17 protein-coding genes are annotated in these 14,884 nt (G+C 38.8%); 10 read left to right on the top strand and 7 right to left on the bottom strand.

What is annotated here, in order from left to right:
• Positions 1 to 14: 14 nt before the first annotated feature.
• From rsxC to A9500_RS09455, 5 genes are all read right to left on the bottom strand, one after another.
• Positions 15 to 2,075, bottom strand: a complete 2,061-nt coding sequence (rsxC, locus tag A9500_RS09475; RefSeq protein ID WP_065244741.1) for an electron transport complex subunit RsxC — start codon at positions 2,073 to 2,075, stop codon at positions 15 to 17.
• A gap of 1 nt (position 2,076) precedes the next feature.
• A complete protein-coding gene (gene rsxB, locus A9500_RS09470; RefSeq protein WP_049365523.1) occupies positions 2,077 to 2,661 on the bottom strand; it encodes an electron transport complex subunit RsxB in 585 nt (194 codons plus the stop codon).
• A 70-nt stretch (positions 2,662 to 2,731) separates the two neighbouring features.
• A complete protein-coding gene (gene rsxA, locus A9500_RS09465) occupies positions 2,732 to 3,310 on the bottom strand; it encodes an electron transport complex subunit RsxA (protein WP_032804147.1) in 579 nt (192 codons plus the stop codon).
• Between the two features lie 102 nt (positions 3,311 to 3,412).
• Complete coding sequence (gene yccS, locus A9500_RS09460; RefSeq protein WP_065244740.1) at positions 3,413 to 5,566, bottom strand: YccS family putative transporter; 2,154 nt, start codon at positions 5,564 to 5,566, stop codon at positions 3,413 to 3,415.
• A gap of 94 nt (positions 5,567 to 5,660) precedes the next feature.
• A complete protein-coding gene (locus tag A9500_RS09455) occupies positions 5,661 to 6,317 on the bottom strand; it encodes a DUF2057 domain-containing protein (protein ID WP_065244739.1) in 657 nt (218 codons plus the stop codon).
• 121 nt (positions 6,318 to 6,438) lie between these two features.
• On the opposite strand from A9500_RS09455, the gene A9500_RS09450 reads away from it, so the two are divergent.
• From A9500_RS09450 to cspD, 5 genes are all read left to right on the top strand, one after another.
• Positions 6,439 to 6,708: an acylphosphatase gene (locus tag A9500_RS09450; RefSeq protein ID WP_083180419.1), complete on the top strand. Its 270-nt coding sequence runs from the start codon at positions 6,439 to 6,441 to the stop codon at positions 6,706 to 6,708.
• A 70-nt stretch (positions 6,709 to 6,778) separates the two neighbouring features.
• Entirely contained in the window at positions 6,779 to 7,099 is a 321-nt protein-coding gene (locus A9500_RS10945) for a YqcC family protein (protein WP_065244737.1), read from the top strand.
• Positions 7,100 to 7,816 (top strand): tRNA pseudouridine(65) synthase TruC, encoded by a 717-nt coding sequence (gene truC, locus A9500_RS10775; RefSeq protein ID WP_065244736.1) that lies wholly within the window; start codon positions 7,100 to 7,102, stop codon positions 7,814 to 7,816.
• Positions 7,817 to 7,828: 12 nt separating this feature from the next.
• Positions 7,829 to 7,993, top strand: coding sequence for a YoaH family protein (locus tag A9500_RS10770; RefSeq protein WP_065244735.1), 165 nt, complete (start codon positions 7,829 to 7,831; stop codon positions 7,991 to 7,993).
• 146 nt (positions 7,994 to 8,139) lie between these two features.
• A complete protein-coding gene (gene cspD / locus A9500_RS09430; protein ID WP_005696050.1) occupies positions 8,140 to 8,349 on the top strand; it encodes a cold shock domain-containing protein CspD in 210 nt (69 codons plus the stop codon).
• A gap of 81 nt (positions 8,350 to 8,430) precedes the next feature.
• Here the strand turns inward: cspD and matP are convergent, their stop codons facing one another.
• Positions 8,431 to 8,880 (bottom strand): macrodomain Ter protein MatP, encoded by a 450-nt coding sequence (gene matP / locus A9500_RS09425; RefSeq protein ID WP_005696051.1) that lies wholly within the window; start codon positions 8,878 to 8,880, stop codon positions 8,431 to 8,433.
• Positions 8,881 to 8,982: 102 nt separating this feature from the next.
• Here matP and A9500_RS09420 point away from each other — a divergent pair, with 102 nt between their 5' ends.
• Both A9500_RS09420 and fabA read left to right on the top strand, forming a co-directional pair.
• Positions 8,983 to 10,785, top strand: a complete 1,803-nt coding sequence (locus A9500_RS09420; RefSeq protein ID WP_065244734.1) for a Lon protease family protein — start codon at positions 8,983 to 8,985, stop codon at positions 10,783 to 10,785.
• Positions 10,786 to 10,953: 168 nt separating this feature from the next.
• Complete coding sequence (fabA, locus tag A9500_RS09415; RefSeq protein ID WP_005698958.1) at positions 10,954 to 11,487, top strand: bifunctional 3-hydroxydecanoyl-ACP dehydratase/trans-2-decenoyl-ACP isomerase; 534 nt, start codon at positions 10,954 to 10,956, stop codon at positions 11,485 to 11,487.
• A gap of 70 nt (positions 11,488 to 11,557) precedes the next feature.
• Here fabA and ybaK read toward each other — a convergent pair whose 3' ends face one another.
• Entirely contained in the window at positions 11,558 to 12,037 is a 480-nt protein-coding gene (gene ybaK, locus A9500_RS09410; RefSeq protein ID WP_065244733.1) for a Cys-tRNA(Pro) deacylase, read from the bottom strand.
• Positions 12,038 to 12,113: 76 nt separating this feature from the next.
• On the opposite strand from ybaK, the gene A9500_RS09405 reads away from it, so the two are divergent.
• The 3 genes from A9500_RS09405 (at position 12,114) to A9500_RS09395 (ending at position 14,813) form a co-directional block, all read left to right on the top strand.
• On the top strand, positions 12,114 to 13,067 hold the full coding sequence (locus tag A9500_RS09405; protein WP_065244732.1) for an oxidoreductase: 954 nt from the start codon (positions 12,114 to 12,116) through the stop codon (positions 13,065 to 13,067).
• Between the two features lie 20 nt (positions 13,068 to 13,087).
• Positions 13,088 to 14,395 carry an NCS2 family permease gene (locus A9500_RS09400; protein ID WP_049358074.1) on the top strand — a complete coding sequence of 436 codons (1,308 nt, stop codon included), beginning with the start codon at positions 13,088 to 13,090 and terminating at the stop codon, positions 14,393 to 14,395.
• 61 nt (positions 14,396 to 14,456) lie between these two features.
• Positions 14,457 to 14,813: a DsrE/DsrF/TusD sulfur relay family protein gene (locus tag A9500_RS09395; RefSeq protein ID WP_065244731.1), complete on the top strand. Its 357-nt coding sequence runs from the start codon at positions 14,457 to 14,459 to the stop codon at positions 14,811 to 14,813.
• The last annotated feature ends 71 nt before the right edge of the window (positions 14,814 to 14,884 follow it).

Here is a 14,884-nt window from a genome sequence, read left to right as displayed (position 1 = left end):
AATCTTTTCCTGCGTTATTCTGTTTCTTTGGCTGCTTCAGCAGCCGATTTTTTTGCTTTAGCTCTTGCTATGGCTGCTGCGATAGCGGCTTTTTTCGGATCAAGTGCGGTTGGATTTTCATCTGTTTTTTCGACCGAGCTTTCAGTTGCATGTGTCGCAACAGTTTCATCTTGAGCAGCAGCTTTCTTAGCTTTGGCTCTCGCAATGGCTGCAGCTACGGCGGCTTTTTTCGGATCAAGTGCGGTTGGATTTTCATCTGTTTTTTCGACCGCACTTTCAGTTGCATGTGTTGCAACTGTTTCATCTTGAGCAGCAGCTTTCTTGGCCTTCGCTCTTGCTAGAGCAGCTGCAACAGCCGCTTTTTTCGCATCTTTTTCGTCAGTTTGTGACGTTGTTGCATCCGTCACAGCGCCAGTATCTGCTTGTGCTTGTTGTTTAGCTAGGCGACGGGCTTTACGCTGCTCCATGAGCTCATGGTTATCCGGTAAGATTTCGCCTTTCTCAGATACGATAGTTTTTGTTTCTTTATTTGCGGCTGAACCCGCTTGTTTTGCTTTCAGGCGTTCTAATGCCGCTTTAACTGGGTCTTCACCTTTTTGTTTTGCAAGTTCTTCACGGCGAGCTTCTGCAGCACGTTGTGAACGAGCTTTACGCTCTTGTTCTTCACGCTCCATACGAGCTTGTTTTGCTTCAAAACGGATTTTAGCCTCTTCGGCTTTTTTCGCTTTTTCTTTAATTTCCCAAATTTTAGCTTTTTCTTGTCGGAAATATTGAATAAGCGGAATATGGCTTGGGCAAACATAAGCACACACGCCACATTCAATACAATCTTTTAAGCTGTATTCTTCAGATTTTTGGTGATCTTCACTGCGAGCATACCAATAAAGTTGCTGTGGCATTAAATTGACAGGGCAAGCATCAGAACAAGCAGAGCAGCGGATACAAGATTGTTCCGGCTCGGGTTCACCATATTCAAAATGATCAGGTGCCAATAGACAGTTAATTAATTTGGTGACGGGTGCGTTGAGATCAGAAAGTTGTAATCCCATCATTGGTCCGCCTGCAAAAACAGGGAAGCGTTCGTCATATTGATAGCCAACTTGCGCCAATAAGTGATCAACCGGTGTGCCCAAGCGAACCCAGTAGTTGCCTTTCTCTGAAATTTTATCACCAGTCAGCGTAACGACACGCTCAATTAAAGGCTCATCATTAATGACCGCTCTTTTCACCGCAAAAGCTGTACCGACATTATGCATCAATACGCCAATATCGTAAGAACGTCCGCCACTTGGCACTTCCATGCCGGTAAGCAAATAAATCAGTTGTTTGGCAGCACCAGATGGATATTTAGTTGGAATAACGCGCAATTCAATATCATTTGCACCATGCAGCGATTGTTGAATAGCTTGAATCGCTTCGGGTTTATTGTCTTCAACCGCAATCACCACTTTTTCAGGACGTAAGATATAACGTAAGATGCGAATCCCTTCGATCATTTCATCCGTGTAATCACGCATTAAGCGGTCATCACAGGTAATATAGGGTTCGCATTCCGCGCCATTAATAATTAAGAGTTTAACTTTCTTTTCAGCTGATTGGATTTTGGCGGCAGTCGGGAATACCGCACCACCTAAGCCGGCAACGCCTGCTTGATAAATACGATCAATGAGTTGTTCGACAGGTTGTGTGAAAAATTCTTCAAGTGGAAATTGCTCACGCCATTTATCCAAGCCATCCGCTTGAATATGAATCATGTCCTCGGTTAAACCAGAAGGATGGGGCGCAACATGTTTTCCGATAAACTTTACGGTACCAGAAGTCGGCGCATGAACAGGTAAGGCTCTTAAACCATCACCTTGTGTTAGAGGCTGGCCTTTAAGCACATAATCACCTTCTTTAACTAATAGATTTCCTGCAGTGCCAGCGTGTTGTTTAATCGGCACGTAAAAATCATGAGCAAGTTCTGATTGCTGAATAGGGGATTGGTTTGATTGAGATTTCATTTCAGGAGGATGAATCCCGCCTTTGAAATCCCAAATTTTGCCGGAGTTAAATCTTGTTAATACATCAGCCATATTATTCCGACTCCCCAACCACTAATTTTTTCTCGATTTCTGTGGTATTTACAACCGGAATGACTAATTTAGGATCAAATTTCCAGTTCCAATTATCAATATCTTTTTTCACTTTAATCATGGAAATACAATCTGTCGGACAAGGTGCTACGCAAAGTTCACAGCCCGTACAGAGATCAGGAATAATAGTATGCATGGCTTTGTTTGTACCAATAATGGCATCAACAGGGCAGGCTTGAATACATTTGGTACAGCCAATACACATATTTTCATCAATAAAAGCAACCATTTCTTCAGGTTCAGCGACATCATCCATTGCTGGGACATCAACGCCCATGATTTCGGCAATTTTTACTACCGTCGGACGACCACCTGGCACGCATTTTGTGATAACGTCACCATTAGCAATTGCTTCAGCATAAGGCTTACAGCCAGGATAGCCGCATTGCCCACATTGGCTTTGCGGTAAGATAGCATCAATTTTTTCGACGATAGGATCAGCTTCGACTTTTAATTTAATCGAAGCAAAGCCTAAAATCGCGCCAAAAATTAAAGCGAGAACGGTTACTGAAATTAAGATAAACATTATTTTTTAGTGTTATTCCAAAATAATCCGAGAAAAATCACTGTTACAGTAATAAACATCAAGAGATAAATCATTTTACTAATCCGGCGAAGCCCATAAAGGCGAGAGACATCAAACCGGCCGTAATTAATGCGATAGACGAGCCACGAAACGTAATAGGGACATCTGCAGCAACAAGGCGTTCACGCAACGCGGCAAATAAAACTAAAACCAGCGCAAAACCTAAAGAGGCGCCAAAACCATAAATGACGGATTCGGTTAAATTGTGTGCCAAATTGACGTTTAATAATGCCACGCCGAGTACGGCACAGTTTGTGGTAATCAGTGGTAAGAAAATCCCTAATAAGCGATAAAGTGATGGACTCGTTTTATTGATTACCATTTCGGTAAATTGAACCACGACGGCAATCACTAAAATGAACACTAATGTGCGCAAGAAGGTGGCATTTAGTGGCATTAAAATATAATTATCGACTAAATAAGAACACAATGATGCGACGGTTAATACGAACGTCGTAGCAAGCCCCATACCAATTGCTGTTTCAATTTTTTTGGACACACCCATAAATGGACAAAGTCCTAAGAATTTGACCAAAACGAAGTTATTGATTAATGCAGTGCTGATAATAAGTAGAATGTAATGTGTCATTGCGTCTAAATTTATTTTATATAAGTGGCGTATTATCCCTGTTTATCGCCTTGAGAACAATAAAAAATTCGGGGTAGTGCGGTCAGTTTTTCCTTTGTTTTTTTATTTTGCAATCAGTTCTTTCTGACTATGTTGAAAATAGCGATATAACTGAGGTAGCAATTGATAAATCAAGTTAAGTTGCTGGTATGGCAACGCAAAGACCGCATTGTTTTTGGCTTGAGTTTCATCCCACTGAATTTTTTTGAGACTTTGTTCAATGCTATTTTGGAGTTTTTCAAAGATTTCTGGACGAAGCTTTTCAATATTTTCCAGTGCATATAAAACCTTTTTCGCAACAGGATAAAAATCTGACAAAAATTCGGTAGTTTGTTGTAATTGCGCCATTTTATTGCGATATGCCCCTAAAGCAGAAATATAGCTCAATAAGGAATAATTCATTTTTAACAAGTCAAAACCTTCCTGCAAATAAGCTTGATATTTCTTCGGTTCGTTGTTCATATTGGAAAGCGTGGTACTTAATGCTGCCGCATATTGATGAGCATTACGGCGTGCAATACGGTATTTTAAATTATCGCTTTTACCAAATTGCAGTTGGCTAATAATGTGTAAGAAATATTGTGCATCACTTTGAATCGCTTGACGGCTCACTTTATCGAGTTGGAGATATTTCCAATCCGGCCATAAATAAGAAACGGCAAACCATGCAATGGCTGAACCTAATACGGTATCAATCAGGCGAGGGAAGAGCGCTGATTGTGTGTCAAATCCCATCACATCAAAACTGATCAATACTTGCAAGGTAATAAAGAACGTGGAGAAACTGTAATTATTACTGCGGAAAAAGAAAAAGAGCGTACTGGTCACCACCATTAAGCCTAGTTTCATCTCTAATGTTGGGTTGAGGTAAGGTAATAAAGAGCCAATAATTACCCCTAAAATCGTACCAATAATACGCTGACGTAACCGCACTTTCGTCGCTGAATAGTTTGGCTGACACACAAAGACTGCAGTAAGTAAAATCCAGTAACCTAAATTAAATTGGAAAAATTCAACAATTGCGCAACACAAAAACACCACGATAGACAAACGTACAGCATGGCGGAAAAGTGGTGATTCAAAAGTGAAATTACTTCCAATAACAGAAAGAATATTTTTTAAGCCCGTAATTTGTTCGGTATGGATCTGTGCAGTTTGCTCATTTTCACTGGTTTCTTGCTCGAGCTGACGTAGCTGCCAGTTAATGCTTTGCAGATTATCAATAAGTGTTTGAAGGGCTAGCAAAACATTGTTTTGATTGGTATGTTCTTTGCTATAAAGTTCAAGGGATTGAATTGTGCCCATCAATGCTTTTTCTACGCGAATATTATAGTGATAAGGCGTATTCTGACGCAGGCAAGCCGTAATATCGTGACAGGCTTGCGCTTGTAATTCGAGCAAACGCTGAATGCGGAAAATTAAATCTGTATTTTTGAGTTGCTCTGCAATTTGTCGATAATCAAAATATGTGGAATTCGCACGTTCATGAATGTCTTGCGCTGCAAAATAATAGCGAATCATACGTTGTGTGCGAGCATGTCGATGTTGTCCACGAATGCGATAGAAAAGTGCTGTTCTGGCTTGGTTAAAGGCATCCACCACGTTGGTGTTTTTCATCGCAAAATTAAGATGTTTTTTCTCGATTTCATCAATTTCATCAGGATCAAAAAATTCTGATTTGGCATCTAAATAATTACCGAGGGCACAAAAAGCTTTTGCGACACTTTCTTGGACAGGACGGTTAGGGAAAAAAAGGTAAACGATGATGGTCACAATACTGTAGAGTAAGGTGCCCAATAAAATCATTACAGGATTAATAAACCAGCTTGCAGAATTATCCGGTGTATAAGTGAGGGTGGTATAAATGGCTACCACCAGTGTACCAAAAGCAATAGTACGATAACGTTCACCTACAGCGCCAACCATCGTAAATAAAAAGGTGATGATGGTCATCAACAATACATATTGGATAGGTTGACCAATATTAAGCTGAACGATGAAGGTTGAAATAGAAAAGGCAATTAATGTGTAAAAGATATTTTTTAATCGTCCAGTGAGGCGATTATCTAAATCCACCAAACCGCCTGCAATAATCCCTAAAATTAACGGCATGGATTGCGTGGAAATATCAAAAAACCAGACACCGAACTCTGCGATATTCACTGCAATAAAAATAGGTATTGAAGCGATTATTTTTGCATTAAGCCATTGGTTCATGTTGATATCCTTGCTTATTGTGTGACTAAAAATTGGATGATAAAAAAGTGAGCGGGAAGGCTCACTTCTTTATCAAATAGCGGTTAAAAAACGATTATTTTTGTTTTTTCGCCCAGTTTAAGAAACGAGTTTGAGTTTCTTTATCGGCTTGTTGGAACCAGTATTGTAATTGTTGTTCAGCAACGTTTTCACCTTGTACAACAACTTTGCCTTTCGCAGCTTTTCCTGACGCTGCAGGCATCATTCCAACTGCAGGAGCAGCTAAAGCAGAAACTGCTGCTGACGCATTTGATGCATTATATTCAGCTAAATCGTTAACAATATTCGCTGCTGGGAATAAACCTTCTTGTTTTAAAGTATCGATTTTAGCATCAATCACATTACCTGATTTCGTTTTAACAGTAATTTGTGGTTGAGCATTGAATTTCTCACCATCTTCTTTGGAGCGAATTTTTTCTGCAGATACCACAACATCATCAGCAGGACTTTGGAAAGTCACAATAATTGGGTTAGATTCAAAAAGCGCTTGGCTAGAACCAGTACCAACGATTTCACCTAAACGTACTACAACTTGTTGTGTTTGGTTTGCTTCAGCGTTGAATGATTTTTTTTCTTTTAGAATGGATTTGCTGGCTTTTTGGCCGTTGATTGCAAGAAATTCAAGGTTTGATGATGCTGTCACCATTCCTGCTAAGCTGCTCGTACTCACTGCAAGCGCAACAACACCTAAAGCAAACTTACATAATTTCATAATTACTCCTTTTATTTTTTGAATGAAATTAGATGGTTGTAATGCTATGCTAAATTTTAAAAAATGGGAATAGGAAAGTGCGGTTAATTTTTAAAAAGTTTTTGTAATAAAGGAGCAAATCATGGCAAAACGATTTGTCGTATATGGTCGAGTTCAAGGGGTAGGATTTCGTTATTTTACTTGGAAAGAAGCGGAGAGAATTGGCATTAAAGGCACCGTCAGAAATTGTGTCGATGGAAGCGTGGAAATTGTTGCCGAAGGTAATGACGAACAACTACAGGATTTTTATAATTGGTTAAAAGTCGGCCCTAGAACTGCAAGTGTTGAACGAGTTTTAGAGGATAATATTGAAAATAAACGCTATCCTGACTTTTCTATTATTCACCGTTAAAACTGACCGTACTTTACAGCGTTAATTGATACTCGTAGAATACGCCGCTTATTTATAAATAGGAAAAATTATGCGTAATCAAACAAAACTTCATCTTCAACAATTACAGCTTGCGATGCAAAAGCTTGATTTATGGCAAGCGGTTCCGCCTTCACAAGACGCTTTTTTAAGTGAAGAGCCTTTTGCTATTGATACCATGTCGCCAGAAGAGTGGTTGCAATGGATTTTCATCCCAAGAATGTTCGCATTACTCGAAAGCGGGGCTGATTTGCCTTCACAAGTTGCGGTATCCCCTTATTTAGAGGAAGCATTTAAAGAGGCAGAAGAAGATTTTTTAGTGGAATTATTAACACCGTTACGTGAATTAGAAGCCTTATTACAAAATCAATAAATGTTAGAAATTTTATATCAAGATGAATATCTTGTCGCCGTCAATAAACCAGCAGGCATGTTGGTGCATCGTAGTTGGCTTGATACTCATGAAACACAATTTGTGATGCAAACCTTGCGCGATCAAATCGGGCAGCATGTTTTTCCTATTCATCGATTAGATCGCCCAACATCAGGTGTATTGCTATTTGCCTTAAATAGTGAAATAGCAAATTTAATGTGTCAGCAATTTGAACAGAAAACGGTGCAAAAATCTTATTTAGCGATTGTGCGAGGTTATTTGCAAGGCGAAGGACGGATTGATTATCCCCTTAAAATCCAATTAGATAAGATCGCCGATAAGTTTGCGCAAGAAGATAAAACACCACAAGAGGCCGTGACGGATTATGAAGGCTTAAACATTATGGAAATGCCTTATGCTGTAGGGCGTTATCAAACCACGAGATATTCATTAGTGAAGCTAATTCCCCAAACGGGCAGAAAACATCAGTTACGACGTCACATGAAGCATATCTTTCATCCTATTTTAGGTGATACACAATATGGTGATTTACATCAAAATCGTGCTTTAACAGAATATTCTGGCTGTCAGCGTTTATTTTTACACGCAGATACACTTATTTTTGAGCATCCTATTCATTTTACCAAAATAGAAATTAAGGCTGGTTTAGATGAACAATGGAAGCACGTGATGGAATTATTTAATTGGTCAATTTAACGAGAAGAAATAATGTTAGATATTAATTTAACCCATGAACAACAACAAAAAGCAGTAGAACAAATTCAGGAATTAATGGCGCAAGGAATTAGTAGCGGCGAAGCAATTCAAATTGTGGCAAAAGCATTACGTGAAATTCATCAAAAAGATGAGAAAGAGACTTCTGATAATAAATAAGTAAAAATTTTGTGATCAATGTATCATTTTTAAAGTTTCGTTGTTGCATAAAAAAATAAAATGTTTGAATATATTTCCAATTGAGGTGATAAGGCATGAGTCTTATTGTTTTTAAGTATTAAGGGCGAAGCCTATAGAGGTCTACTATGGAAATTGGTGTAGTAAAATGGTTTAACAACGCAAAAGGATTTGGGTTTATTTCTGCAGAAGGCGTGGATACAGACATTTTTGCACATTATTCAGCGATTGAAATGGATGGTTACCGTTCATTAAAAGCAGGTCAACGTGTGCAATTTGAAGTGATTCACGGCGACAAAGGATCTCACGCCACAAAAATTATTCCGATTGCGGAATAGGCGAAACGCTAAAAACGTTTCAAAATCTTCTCTATTTAGCATAATCAAAAGCCAAGGTTTCGACCTTGGCTTTTTTTCATCTTATTTATTGAGTAAATTTTTCAAACCGGCTTTCATTGCCGTCATTTGGCTTTCATATAATGCTTTGCTTTCACGTTCATCAATCATATAAGTGATGGTTTCAGAAAGTGTCATTTTCATTTTTCGCGAATATTTAGATAAACGAAGCCAAACACCATATTCTAAATCAATAGATTTTTTCTTCGTTGATTGTTTTTCTGCATTAAAAAAACGTTTACGTCTTGCACGAATAGCCTGATCAAGCTTAATAGGTAAATCAAGAGAAAGGTGATTTTTAATCCATTCCTCGATTTTTTCAGGATAATTCTGACATTCTATTAATTCTTGAACTTTGCTTTCTTCTAAGCTTTTTTCTTCATAACGGGTAATTTTTTCCCCTTCGCGATGTTTGCGAATGAGATAAATCCATTTCCAGTTTGCTTCTTGGTTTTCTAATTTCTGATATTTCATCGTTTTATTATACTTTTTAGTGACGTGGTAACCTCATAAATATACGCGCTTTAAACAAAATTTTCCAGTAGATTTTTATAACGGATTTTCACTCAGTGTGAAGTGTGCGATAATACCGCCAATTTAATTAAAGCGAGATATGTCGTGACTTTAACATCTTCGGAACAAGCCTTAAATTGGCAAGCCTTACAACCAGAATTATCGATTACTGAACTTTCAGCTGAAAAGGCTGATTTTTGGTCATTACAAAAACATGCCACAAAAGCGATTTTTTTATTTTTAAAACAGCCGCGTCGCTCTCTATTGGTTTTAAAAGCAGATGATCAAGCAGAATATGCTGATTTATTAGCAGAACTTATTCGCCAAGAACAGCCAAAAGAGCGGTCAATTTTTGGGGTGAATTATGTCGTTGAGCAGGGAGATTCTTTTTCTTTCCCTCGTATTTATACCGAGCCTGCTCAATCACTAGCGGATAATTTTGCTGCACAAGGTGATATGCTGAAGGCATTACATGCCGATCAATTTAGTCTTTTTGGTAGTGTGCGTGTTCACCCAAGTTCGCAAGATATTTTGCTTACACCAGGTTTAGTGCATCAAGCCAATGGGGGCGTTTTGATTTTAAGTGCAGCAACGATGCTAAGCCAGTTTGATTTATGGCAACGCTTAAAACATATTTTACAAACGCAAACTTTTGATTGGTATTCAGCCCATCCATTTAAAACCTTACCTTGTGATATTCCAAGCTATCCACTTAATTTAAAAGTGGTGATTTTAGGCAATCGCACTGAAATTGCGACCTTAGGAGAGTTAGAAGAAGATCTTTACAGCTTGGCTGATTATGCAGAAATTGAAAGCTACTATTCTGTTGCGCAACCTAAAGCACAAGAAAATTGGGCTAATTATGTGTTGGCATTAGCCTCAAAATATGAGCTCGATTTAGATTTAACCGCATTAAATAAACTCTATCAGTTATTGGTGCGAGAGAGTGAAGATCGCTTTTTAATTAACATTTCACCGTTAAAAATAACAGAAATGTTGCTTAATGCCGCGACGTTGTCACAAAAACAAACCTTAAGTGCGGTTGATTTTGAGCAAGCCTTTAAACAAAAGAACGAACAGCATGGTTTCTTACGTGAACGCACTTATGCAGATATTCTCAATGAGCAAATTTATGTAGAAACCAACGGCGAAATTGTTGGGCAGATTAATGGCTTGTCTGTGATTGAATATCCAGGCACCCCCGTTTGTTTTGGTGAACCTTCTCGTATCAGCTGTTTAGTGCAGTTTGGTGATGGTGAAGTCGTGGATGTGGAGCGTAAAAACGAATTAGCGGGCAACCTTCACGGAAAAGGTATGATGATTTCTGAAGCGTGCTTGGCAAGTATCTTAGAGTTGCCATCACAGTTACCATTTTCTGCTTCTTTAGTATTTGAACAGTCCTATGGAGAAATTGATGGTGACAGTGCGTCTCTAGCTATTTTCTCTGTATTAGTCAGCGCGTTATCTGATTTGCCATTGCCACAAAATATTGCGATTACTGGTACCATTGACCAATTTGGTTTGGTGCACGCAGTAGGCGGAGTCAATGATAAAATTGAAGGCTTTTTCACCATTTGCCAACGTCGTGGTTTAACGGGTAAACAAGGGGTGATTATTCCTGCAACAACAATTCAGCAATTAAGTTTATCTGACGAAGTGGTTGAGGCGGTGAAAAATGAGCAATTCTTTATTTATCAAGTCGAGGATATTTATCAAACAGCCAAAATCTTATTTGACCGCGATTTATTGGAAGAGAAAGAAGAATATGCAAAGGGTAAAGAGCCTATTGCGCGTTTAATTCAAAATCGGATTGCTTTCCGTTCGGAAACGCCGAAAAAAAGCTGGTTAGATTTCTTTAAATCTTAATTTCTTTAAAGCGAACCTTGTGTTCGCTTTTCTTTTATCTTAATTACACTGACTGATCCGACAAGTTGAGCTAACAAGTGTTCGCTGTTTACATTTCTTATAAATCCTCATAGAATCCTTACTTATTGGTTGTAACCAAGCAAAACTATATATACAAGGAAATAAAAAATGGAAAACACCTGTACACCAAACATTAAAAGCAGCTATACCTATGAAGATTTATTAGCTTCAGGTCGTGGTGAATTATTTGGTAAAGAAGGCCCGCAACTTCCAGCACCAACGATGTTGATGATGGATCGTATTGTAAAAATGACCGAAGACGGCGGTGCGTTTGGTAAAGGGTATATTGAAGCGGAATTAGATATTCATCCAGATTTACCGTTTTTCGGTTGCCACTTTATTGGTGACCCAGTTATGCCAGGCTGTTTAGGCTTAGATGCGATGTGGCAATTAGTGGGTTTCTTTCTTGGCTGGGTTGGCGGTAAAGGTAAAGGCCGTGCATTAGGCGTTGGTGAAGTTAAATTTACCGGACAAATCTTACCAACGGCGAAAAAAGTGGTTTACCGCATCAATATGAAACGCGTAATTAATCGCAAATTAGTGATGGGAATGGCTGACGGTGAAGTGGAAGTAGATGGTCGCGTTATCTACACCGCAACCGATTTAAAAGTTGGCTTATTCCAAGATACATCAAGTTTCTAATTTAAATAAACACAACATCATAAAAAAAGATAGCCCGATTCATTCGGGCTTTTCTTTTTCTATTCTTCTTCTATTCTTCGTCAATAATATCGACAAATTCGGCATTCAGTAATTTAGCTAAATCTTGTGGGGCCAATTCGACGCTTAATCCGCGTTTACCACCTGAAACAAAAATCGTATCAAACTCAAGTGCGGTCGAATTTATCACTGTTTTTACACGTTTCTTTTGACCTAATGGGCTAATGCCACCGACTAAATATCCCGTGCTTTTTTGTGCTGCATCTTTATCGGCCATTTCCACTTTTTTTACACCAATTAATTTTGCCGCTTTCTTTAAACTCAACATATTTGCTGTGGAAAGCACAAAACACGCTAATTTTTTCTGATCACCATTTTCAGCAACTAAAAGTGTTTTAAAGGATTGGTGCGGATCAAGCCCAAGTTTTTCAGCGGCTTCATCGCCAAAATGCGTATTATTAGGGTCATGATCATAAGTATGGAGAGTAAAAAGAATTTTATTTTTCTTTAGTAAATCAATTGCCGGTGTCATCTGATTTCCTTATGTATTTATACGTCTTTTTTCTGTAGAATGAATCGGTTCAGAACATTTTACAGCGGAGAGAAAAATGGACGCAAGCCTAAATATTGCTATTGCAGCAGAATTTGATCTATGTGAAAAAATTGCCGAGGCACTTGAACAAAGTGAGCTAGATGTTGGCAAGGTTTCTATCGTAGAAATTTATCCTTTTGAAGAAGAGCAAGCGGTACGTTTTCGCAATAAAGCCGTTGCTCAATTAGCCACTGATGAGATTGAGTGGGATAGCGTTAATTATCTTTTCTTCGCAGGCCAAATTGACCAAGCCCCTTTATTAGCTCAAGCCGCAGAAAGTGGCTGTGTGGTGATTGATTTAAAAGGGATTTGCTCTGCATTATCTGATGTCCCTGTTGTTGTCCCAACAATCAATGAAGAAAATCTGACTGAATTAAGACAACGTAACATTGTGAGTTTACCCGATCCGCAAGTGAGTCAACTAGCTTTATCTCTACTACCAATTATTCAACAAACAAATTTAACTCAAGTCTTTTCAACGTCACTTTTACCCGCTTCTTATACGGATGGTGAAACCGTGAATAAACTTGCTGGACAAACTGCTCGTTTACTGAATGGTATGCCATTGGAAGAAGGTGAAACCCGTTTTGCCTTTGATGTGTTTCCACAACAAGCGGCTAATTTAAATCTGCAATTGCAAAAAATCTTCCCGCAGTTAGACAATGTGATTTTCCACCAAATTCAAGTTCCCGTCTTCTACGGTATGGCACAAAAAGTGACCGCACTTTCAGATTATGAATTTGATTACCAGCCACAACAAAGCGAATTGATTGAATTACACGATAGCCTTATTACCCCCGTGATTAACGGTGAAAACGAAAATGGTGAAGAAAGCGTCAAATTGCATATCAGCCAACAAAGTGCGGTTGAAAATGGTATTGAATTTTGGACGGTAGCTGATGAGCAACGTTTCAATATTGCCTTATTAGGTGTGAAATTACTTGAGTCGATTTATCACCAAGGTTATTAATTTAAGTTAAGGGGAAGACAATGCAACAATCTTTACTTGAACGCCTTTTTTCGATTAAAGAAAAGGGCAGTACGACCAAAACCGAAATTATTGCTGGTATCACCACCTTCTTTACTATGGTGTACATCGTGTTTGTGAACCCATCCGTATTAGGTGATGCAGGAATGGATAAGCAAGTTGTTTTCGTGACCACTTGTTTAATTGCCGCGCTAGGTACCATTGCGATGGGATTATTCAGTAATTTACCTATCGCCCTTGCGCCAGCCATGGGGTTAAATGCGTTTTTCGCCTATGTAGTCGTTGGCAAGCTTGGTTATTCTTGGGAAGTGGGCATGGGTACCATTTTCTGGGGCTCGATTGGTTTATTTGTTCTCACCTTATTCCAAATCCGTTATTGGTTAATGGCTTCTATTCCGCTTTCATTGCGCGTGGGAATTGGTGCAGGTATCGGCTTTTTTATTGCGTTAATTGGCTTTAAAAATATGGGATTGGTTGTCGCGAATCCCGCAACCTTAGTGGCATTAGGTAATTTGCATGATCCTAAAATTCTGCTCGGCGTATTAGGTTTCTTTATTATCGTAGTTTTAGCTGCACGTAATATTTTCTCTGGTGTTTTAATTTCTATTGCGGTAGTAACTGGATTAGCGCTTTTAATTGATGACCAAGTTACCTTCCACGGCATTGTTTCGATGCCACCAAGTTTAGGTGCTGTTGTGGGGAAAGTGGATATTGCTGGTGCTTTAGATACGGCTTTGCTCGGCATCATTTTCTCATTCTTATTAGTAAACCTATTTGACTCATCAGGCACCTTATTAGGTGTAACCGATAAAGCAGGTTTCAGTGATGAAAAAGGTCGTTTCCCGAAAATGAAACAAGCTCTTTATGTAGATAGCGTGAGTGCGGTAGTCGGTTCTTATATCGGCACATCTGCTATCAGTACCTATATTGAAAGTGGTGCAGGGGTTTCAGTTGGTGGTAGAACAGGTTTAACGGCGGTGACAGTCGGGGTTTTATTCTTACTTACCATTTTCTTCTCGCCACTTGCTAGTGTCGTACCGGCTTATGCAACCGCAGGGGCATTAGTCTATGTAGGGATTTTAATGGCATCCAGTCTTATTCGTGTACACTGGGATGATTTAACCGAAGCTACCCCAGCTTTTATCACTGCAGCGATGATGCCATTTACTTATTCAATTACTGAAGGTATCGCATTTGGCTTTATTAGTTATTGCGTCATGAAGGCCTGTACTGGTAGAATACGCGAGGTCAATGCCCCTGTGTGGGTGGTGTCTTTATTATTTGTAGCTAAGTTCGTTTGGGTTGGCTGATTTCATAAAGTCGTAATTTATTACGCCTTCATTTTTATAGCATTGCAACAAGGAGTGCGTCATGCAAAATATTCTTTTTATCGTCAATGATTCCACATATAGTGGAGAAAAAACGTTCAACGCTGTTCGTTTCGCCATCAATATGAAAGAAGAGTACAGCAAGGATGTGAATATTAAATTATTCTGCTTTTCTGATGCGATTTTATGCGGTATTGCTGGGCAAAACCCAAATGAAGGTTTCAATATCCAACAACTTATCGATATTTTAGCGGCACAAGGTGCTGAAATTAAATTATGCACTAGCTGCGTGAAAGCACGTGGTTTATTAGACGCTAAATTAATTGACGGCGTGACCCTTGGTACCTTAGATGATGTATCCGAGTGGACATTATGGGCGGATAAAGTTTTAACGTTCTAATTTCTGGTAAAACTGACAAAATAAAAAGGTGTAATCAATAGATTACACCTTTTTAATTCTATATAGTTGAT

The sequence above is a fragment of the Haemophilus sp. CCUG 60358 genome, assembly GCF_001679485.1.
Lineage (GTDB): Bacteria > Pseudomonadota > Gammaproteobacteria > Enterobacterales > Pasteurellaceae > Haemophilus_D.
The sequence above is the reverse complement of the archived record's forward strand: the minus strand, read 5'-3'. Positions and strand labels throughout refer to the sequence as shown.

Excerpts from the sequence above, each read along its gene's own strand:
- rsxC (WP_065244741.1), bottom strand. The coding sequence starts at position 2,075 with ATGGCTGATGTATTAACAAGATTTAACTCCGGCAAAATTTGGGATTTC.
- rsxB (WP_049365523.1), bottom strand. The coding sequence starts at position 2,661 with ATGTTTATCTTAATTTCAGTAACCGTTCTCGCTTTAATTTTTGGCGCG.
- rsxA (WP_032804147.1), bottom strand. The coding sequence starts at position 3,310 with ATGACACATTACATTCTACTTATTATCAGCACTGCATTAATCAATAAC.
- yccS (WP_065244740.1), bottom strand. The coding sequence starts at position 5,566 with ATGAACCAATGGCTTAATGCAAAAATAATCGCTTCAATACCTATTTTT.
- A9500_RS09455 (WP_065244739.1), bottom strand. The coding sequence starts at position 6,317 with ATGAAATTATGTAAGTTTGCTTTAGGTGTTGTTGCGCTTGCAGTGAGT.
- A9500_RS09450 (WP_083180419.1), top strand. The coding sequence starts at position 6,439 with ATGGCAAAACGATTTGTCGTATATGGTCGAGTTCAAGGGGTAGGATTT.
- A9500_RS10945 (WP_065244737.1), top strand. The coding sequence starts at position 6,779 with ATGCGTAATCAAACAAAACTTCATCTTCAACAATTACAGCTTGCGATG.
- truC (WP_065244736.1), top strand. The coding sequence starts at position 7,100 with ATGTTAGAAATTTTATATCAAGATGAATATCTTGTCGCCGTCAATAAA.
- A9500_RS10770 (WP_065244735.1), top strand. The coding sequence starts at position 7,829 with ATGTTAGATATTAATTTAACCCATGAACAACAACAAAAAGCAGTAGAA.
- cspD (WP_005696050.1), top strand. The coding sequence starts at position 8,140 with ATGGAAATTGGTGTAGTAAAATGGTTTAACAACGCAAAAGGATTTGGG.
- matP (WP_005696051.1), bottom strand. The coding sequence starts at position 8,880 with ATGAAATATCAGAAATTAGAAAACCAAGAAGCAAACTGGAAATGGATT.
- fabA (WP_005698958.1), top strand. The coding sequence starts at position 10,954 with ATGGAAAACACCTGTACACCAAACATTAAAAGCAGCTATACCTATGAA.
- ybaK (WP_065244733.1), bottom strand. The coding sequence starts at position 12,037 with ATGACACCGGCAATTGATTTACTAAAGAAAAATAAAATTCTTTTTACT.
- A9500_RS09405 (WP_065244732.1), top strand. The coding sequence starts at position 12,114 with ATGGACGCAAGCCTAAATATTGCTATTGCAGCAGAATTTGATCTATGT.
- A9500_RS09400 (WP_049358074.1), top strand. The coding sequence starts at position 13,088 with ATGCAACAATCTTTACTTGAACGCCTTTTTTCGATTAAAGAAAAGGGC.
- A9500_RS09395 (WP_065244731.1), top strand. The coding sequence starts at position 14,457 with ATGCAAAATATTCTTTTTATCGTCAATGATTCCACATATAGTGGAGAA.